Raw genomic sequence first — 6,311 nt, 5'->3', positions numbered from 1 at the left:
GGACAGTGGCGCGGCGCTGCGATTCTGGCGCGCGCGAAGCAACGTGAGTGAGTGTCGCGTTCAGACGGTGGGGCGGCCTAGGGCTCGGATGGTCCAGCCGGCGGACTTCCAGGTGGGAACATCGAGGCAGTTGCGACCATCGATGACGTTCTTGGCGGCGACGACGTCGCCCAGTACGACCGGGTCGGCGTTGCGGAATTCGGCCCACTCGGTCAGCACGCAGACCAGCTCGGCGTCGGTGACCGCGTCTACCATCGATTTGGCGTAGGTGACGTCGGGCAGGGCGCGCTTGGCGTTCTCGATGCCCTGCGGGTCGTAGACGTGAACGTCCGCGCCGGCGCGAGCCAGCATCCCGGCCACGGCGAGGGCGGGGGCGTCGCGTACATCGTCGGTGTTCGGTTTAAAGGTCGCCCCGAGCACGGCCACCCGGGCACCGGACAGGTCCGGCCCGGCCGGCCCGTAGCGGCGGCTGAGCAGATCCGCGGCAAGGTTCAGCACGCGCTGACGGCGACGCAGATTGATCAACTCGACTTCGTGCAGGAAGCGCAGAGCCTCGCCGGCCCCGATCTCCTGCGCGCGCGCCTGGAACGCGCGGATGTCCTTGGGCAGGCAGGCGCCACCGAAGCCGAGCCCCGCCTGTAGGAAGCGGTTGCCTATGCGCGGGTCGTGGCCCAGCGCCCGGGACAGCGCGGTGACGTCGCCGCCCGCGGCCTCGCACACCTCGGCCATGGCGTTGACGAAGGAGATCTTGGTGGCGAGGAAGGCGTTGGCGGCGTGCTTGACCAGCTCGGCGGTGGCGAAGTCGGTGTTCACCACCGGCACTTCGCGATCCTCCACCGCGGCCAGATCGAAGACGCCTTTGTGCGCCGCGTGCAGCAGCGAGTTGGCCCAGTCGGTCTTGGTGGCGACCACTATCCGGTTGGGGCGCATCACATCATCGACCGCGAAGCCCTCCTGGAGGAACTCCGGGCTCCACGCCACTTCGATGCCCAGCTCGGGTTTGGCGTTCTTGCCGACAAGCTGTTCAACCCACTCGGCCGTGCCTACCGGAACCGTGGACTTGCCCACAATGAGCGCTTTGCGGGTGAGGTGCTGAGCGAGATTCGTGACACATGTCTCGACGTAACCCAGCTCGGCGCCGAGCCCGTTGGCGCGCTGGGGTGTTCCCACGCAGATGAAGTGGACGTCGCCGAAGTCGGCCGTCTCCTGGTACGAGGTGGAGAAACGCAGCCGGCCAGAGGCCACGTTCTTGCGCAGCAGCTCGTCAAGGCCGGGCTCGTGGAACGGAACCTCACCGCCGCTCAGCTTTTCGATCTTGTCCACGTCCGGGTCGAACCCGAGGACCTCGTAGCCGAGCTCGGCGTAGCAGATGGCGTAGGTCGCGCCCAGGTAACCGGTGCCGAGGAAGGTCAGGCGGGGCCTGCTGGCACCCGACGGCGGGGAAACCGGTGCGGGATGTCCAGCGAAAGGGACCGTCACGCTTATCTCCGTTCGTCTTCTGTGGGGGTTCGCACGCTGCTGGGCGAGACAAGTGACGAGCTTACGCCCTCGTGGACAAGGGCCCGGAAGCCTACCTCGAGCGATGGGATGTACCTTGGCTGAACTGGCGTTAGGCTACTCGTCGGTAGCTAGAGTATTAGGGAGTACTCATGTTCGATATGTACCGGTTGTCGGAGGAGCATATCGCGGTGCGTGAGGCAGTGCGGGAAGTCTGCGCCGCCAAGGTCGCCCCCAACGCGGCGACAGCCGATGAGACGAGCGAGTTTCCGCAGGCCAGCTACGAGGCATTGCGGGCCTCGGACTTCCACGCCCCCCACATTCCCGCCGAGTACGGCGGCGCCGGAGCCGATGCTCTGGCCACCGCGATCGTCATTGAAGAGGTGGCCCGTGCGTGCGCCTCCTCCTCGCTCATACCCGCGGTGAACAAGCTTGGAACCATGCCCCTTCTTCTCGCCGGTTCGGAGGAGCTGAAAAAGCGGTATTTGGCACCGGTGGCCGCCGGAACCGGCATGTTTTCCTACTGCCTGTCCGAGCCGGAGGCGGGAAGTGACGCCGCCGCGATGACCACCCGGGCAGTCCGTGACGGCGATCATTGGATCCTGGACGGGGTCAAGCGGTGGATCACCAATGCCGGTGTGAGCGAGTACTACACCGTCTTCGCGGTCACCGAGCCCGGCGTCGGCCCCCGCGGCATCTCCGCGTTTGTCGTGGAGAAGTCAGATCCGGGCGTGAGTTTCGGCGCACCCGAGCGCAAGCTCGGTATCAAAGGCTCACCAACCCGTGAGGTCTATCTCGATCGGGTGCGGATCCCCGCCGAGCGGATCATCGGCGCCCCCGGAACGGGCTTCGCCACGGCCATGAAGACCCTCGACCACACCCGGGTGACGATCGCCGCGCAGGCGCTGGGCATCGCCCAGGGCGCGCTCGACGCGGGCCTTGATTATGTCAAGGAGCGCAAGCAGTTCGGCAAACCGATCGCCGACTTCCAGGGCATCCAGTTCATGCTCGCCGACATGGGCATGAAGCTGACCGCGGCCCGCGAGCTGACCTACGCCGCGGCGGCGCGCTCCGAACGCGGTGACGCCGACCTGACCTATTACGGTGCCGCGGCCAAGTGCTTCGCCTCCGATGTGGCCATGCAGGTGACCACCGACGCGGTCCAGCTGCTCGGCGGGTACGGGTACACCAAGGACTTCCCGCTCGAGCGCATGATGCGCGACGCGAAGATCACCCAGATTTATGAGGGTACGAACCAGGTGCAGCGCATCGTCATGGCCCGCCAGCTGCTGAAGGGCGTGATCTAGCTCGGGGCTATCCCAAATTTCTAGAACACGTTATATTTTTCGCCATGACGCAGGCCGATTATGTGGTCGTTGGAGCTGGCAGCGCTGGCTGTGCGGTGGCGAGACGGCTCGCGGAACAGGGTGTCAACGTGGTGCTCGTCGAGGCCGGAAGGCCCGACGACAAGGGGCTGGCGAAGATGCTCTTCCAGACGCCCGGATCGATCAACGTCATGCATTCGACCCCCCAGCTGAAGAAGCTCTTCGACTGGGGCTACAAATCGGTCCCGCAGAGCAGCGTGCTCAATCGGGAGATTCCCCAGTTTCGGGGCCGGGTGCTCGGCGGATCCAGCTCGGTCAACGGCATGATCTTTGTCCGCGGCAACCGGCGCAACTTCGATGACTGGGCGGCCGAAGGCTGCACGGGCTGGGACTACGACAGCGTCCTGCCATATTTCAAGCGACTCGAAGACTTCGAGGGTGGCGCCAGCGAGGTGCGTGGCCAGGGTGGGCCGATCAAGGTGACGGTCAAGCGGGACCTGACCCCGGCGAGCCATTCCTTCCTGGACGCGTGCAAGGCCAAGGCGGGGATAGCGCTCAACGACGACTACAACGGCGTCGAGCAGGAGGGCATCGGCCCGATCCAGCAGTCCGCCGCGAAGGGCCTGCGCTACTCCTCGGCACAGGGCTATGTGCACGACAATCCGCTGCCCAACCTCGCCGTCGTCGTCAATACTCAGGTGCTCCGGGTGGTCATTGAAGGTACCCGCGCGGTGGGTATAGAGACCGTCGATCAGAAGGGCAATCGCGACATCATCAGGGCCAGCCGTGAGGTGATCCTCTCCGCGGGCGTGATCGGCTCACCGCAGTTGCTGATGCTGTCGGGTATAGGTCACGCCGCCCACCTCGCCGAGCACGGCATCAAGACCGTGGCCGACCTGCCGGTGGGGGACAACCTTCACGACCATCTCTTCCTGCCGATGTCTTACCGGATGGAGTCGGCGCTGCACCGTCCAAAGCCGATCTACTTCCTGCGCGGCCTCGCCCGCGAGCGGCGGCGTAAGGACGGAAGCACCTGGGCTGGACATTCGTCCTTTGAAACGACGGGCTTCGTGAGCACCTCGCACGCGGACGGCATCCCCAATCTTCAATTGATGAGCCTTTATTGGGTGTACCCGATGCCGAACCAGGACGACTCGAGCAAACGTGTCACGCCGCCCACCTCCCGGCCCGGCCTCTCCGTGTTCCCGACGCTCATCTATCCGAAGAGCCGCGGCACTTTGCGCTTGCGCAGCAGCGATCCCCTTGACGCGCCCCTGTTCGACCCGGCCTATCTCCGTGAACCGCAGGACACCGAGGTGCTGATCGAGGGGGCTGCCATGATTCGCGAGATCATGGCCGGAACCGGTGACAATAAAGGCGAAATCGGGCCTGGGCCGGAGACCTTCACCGATGCCGGTCTGCGCCGGGCGCTGCCCAATTTCGTCCACACCGTCTATCACCCGGTCGGCACCTGCCGAATGGGCGCCGATACCCGCGCGGTGGTCGACCCGCAGCTGAAAGTGCTTGGCGTGGAAGGACTTCGGGTCGCCGACGCGTCGATCATGCCCTCGGTCACCGGTGGCAACACCAACGCCCCATCGATCATGATCGGCGAGAAGGCCGCCGACCTCATCCTCGGCAAACCCGCCAAGGGGTAGCCAGCCTCCGGATCGGTAGAGCATTATAGATCTCTCGATCGTCGGTGGTGGAGGTAGAAGTTGAGTTACTCTCCCTCCGGGCCTGGCCAGCCTCGACGGATCAATCTGTTACGCCTTCTCTTCGCCGCGTTTGGCCTCGCCGCGCTGATCTGTGGTTATTGGGGGATAGCCCAGCTGGTCGCGCCGCACGATCCGTTCGGTCAACAGCGCTGGAACATTCTTTACGCCGACCTGCAGCTGTTTGTCTTGGAGACGCCGCAGGTCCCCGACGGCAGTTCGCTGTCACCGGCGATGGAGTTCGCGCGCTTCGCCGCGCCGATGGTGACCATCTATGCCCTGGTCGAGGCGAGCCGGCTCATCTTTTCCACCGAGGTGCGCAGGCTGCGTACCCGCCGGGCGCGATCGCACGCCATCGTTTGTGGACAGACCGTCTTCGCGGCGACGATCGCCCGCCGGCTTCGGGCCGCCGGGGAGCGCGTGGTTCTGGTCCAGCAGGCCGAGCCGTTCCTGACCGGCCGCCGCCGGACGCTGTGGGTGACCGGTGACCCCAGCGACCCGCTGGTGTTGCGGGCCGCGGGGGTGCGCCGCGCTTCCTCTCTCTACGCGTGCACCCACGACAGCGCCACCAACACGGCCATCGCGCTGGCCGCTGGAAGGCGACGCAACCCGTCCCGGGTGCCGCTGCGGGTCTACGCCCAGATCTCCGATTCCGACCTGTGCTTGACGTTGCAGGCCCGATATCTCGGCCCGGCCCAGACGCGGGGGTCACGCCTTGATTTCTTCCACGCCGACCATGTCGCGGCGCGCAAGCTGTGCCTCGACCGCCCGCTCGGTGATCTGATCTCGCCCACGCCGCCGCGGGTGCTGGTGGCCGGGCTGACCACCTTCGGCCGCGCGCTCGTGATCGAGCTGGCCCGTTACTGGACCGGCCGCGCCATGTTCCCACTGCCGCGGCTGTCGCTGATGCTCGTCGATCCGTTGGCCAGCGCCGTGCTTGAGCAGCTCTCCAGCCGGTACCCATTCCTGGCCGATGTTGCCGATTTTGAAGTTCACAACGACGATCTCTCTTCGCTGCTGACCAGAGGCTGGCCGACGGAACCACCCGATCGCATATTTATCTGTGACGACGACGGAGAAAAGGCGCTGAAGTCGGCGCTGATCGCGGAGTGGCTTCCCCCCAACCTGCCTCGCGAAATCGCGGTGCGGCTGGACAGGCTGGCCGGGCTGCACGACGTGTTCGAGGACAGTCTTGGCGCGCAGTTCGATCAGCTGACCAGCCGGCTGCGCATCTTCGGCGTGGTGCAGGAGGCGGCCGACCCAGACCTGATTCAGCAGGATCTGGTGGAAAGACTGGCACGGGTGGTGCACGACACCTATCTGCGCGCGGAGCTGTCCAACTCGGACCGTGAGGACCGAGCCTCGTTGCGGCCGTGGGAGTTGCTCCCCGAGTCCCTTCGCTGCGCGAACCGGGCCCAGGCCGAGGACTTCGGCCGCAAACTGCGCCTGATCGGATGTGTGCTCGCGCCCAGGGTTGGCACCACTCCGGAGCATCAGCTCACCGAGCCGGAGATCGAGCTGCTGGCACAGGACGAGCACGAGCGCTGGCTGGCCAGCCGAACTCTGCAGGGCTGGCGGCACGGGCCGGAGCCGGAGGAGGAGCGCCGGCTTCATCCGGGAATGGTGCCCTGGGCGGAAATGCCCGATCAGCTTCGCCAGCCCAACTATCGCGCGATTCGATCCATGCCCGGAATCCTGGCGGCGGCGGGCTTCCGGATCGTGCGACTTTGAAGCACGACCTGCCCATTGGGACACATTCGCCTCTATCGCGAGG

General features: G+C 65.9%; 4 protein-coding genes. 3 read left to right on the top strand and 1 reads right to left on the bottom strand.

The genetic code is table 11. The features are described 5' to 3' along the window. Nucleotides 1-60: 60 nt before the first annotated feature. On the bottom strand, nucleotides 61-1,413 hold the full coding sequence (locus Rhe02_RS33490; RefSeq protein WP_203912449.1) for a UDP-glucose dehydrogenase family protein: 1,353 nt from the start codon (nucleotides 1,411-1,413) through the stop codon (nucleotides 61-63). Nucleotides 1,414-1,649: 236 nt separating this feature from the next. On the opposite strand from Rhe02_RS33490, the gene Rhe02_RS33485 reads away from it, so the two are divergent. From Rhe02_RS33485 to Rhe02_RS33475, 3 genes are read left to right on the top strand one after another with little or no spacing between them, the layout of a single operon-like run. Then, nucleotides 1,650-2,804: an acyl-CoA dehydrogenase family protein gene (locus Rhe02_RS33485; RefSeq protein ID WP_203912445.1), complete on the top strand. Its 1,155-nt coding sequence runs from the start codon at nucleotides 1,650-1,652 to the stop codon at nucleotides 2,802-2,804. A 44-nt stretch (nucleotides 2,805-2,848) separates the two neighbouring features. Continuing rightward, a complete protein-coding gene (locus Rhe02_RS33480) occupies nucleotides 2,849-4,480 on the top strand; it encodes a GMC family oxidoreductase (RefSeq protein WP_203912444.1) in 1,632 nt (543 codons plus the stop codon). 60 nt (nucleotides 4,481-4,540) lie between these two features. Then, nucleotides 4,541-6,268: an NAD-binding protein gene (locus Rhe02_RS33475; RefSeq protein WP_203912443.1), complete on the top strand. Its 1,728-nt coding sequence runs from the start codon at nucleotides 4,541-4,543 to the stop codon at nucleotides 6,266-6,268. Nucleotides 6,269-6,311 lie beyond the last annotated feature (43 nt).

Source organism: Rhizocola hellebori, assembly GCF_016862955.1.
Lineage (GTDB): Bacteria > Actinomycetota > Actinomycetes > Mycobacteriales > Micromonosporaceae > Rhizocola > Rhizocola hellebori.
Note: the sequence above shows the minus strand (reverse complement) of the source record. Positions and strands in the feature narration are given on the sequence as shown.

Bases quoted from the DNA above. Each gene is read 5' to 3' on its own strand.
- Rhe02_RS33485 (WP_203912445.1), top strand. From the start codon at position 1,650: ATGTTCGATATGTACCGGTTGTCGGAGGAGCATATCGCGGTGCGTGAG.
- Rhe02_RS33480 (WP_203912444.1), top strand. From the start codon at position 2,849: ATGACGCAGGCCGATTATGTGGTCGTTGGAGCTGGCAGCGCTGGCTGT.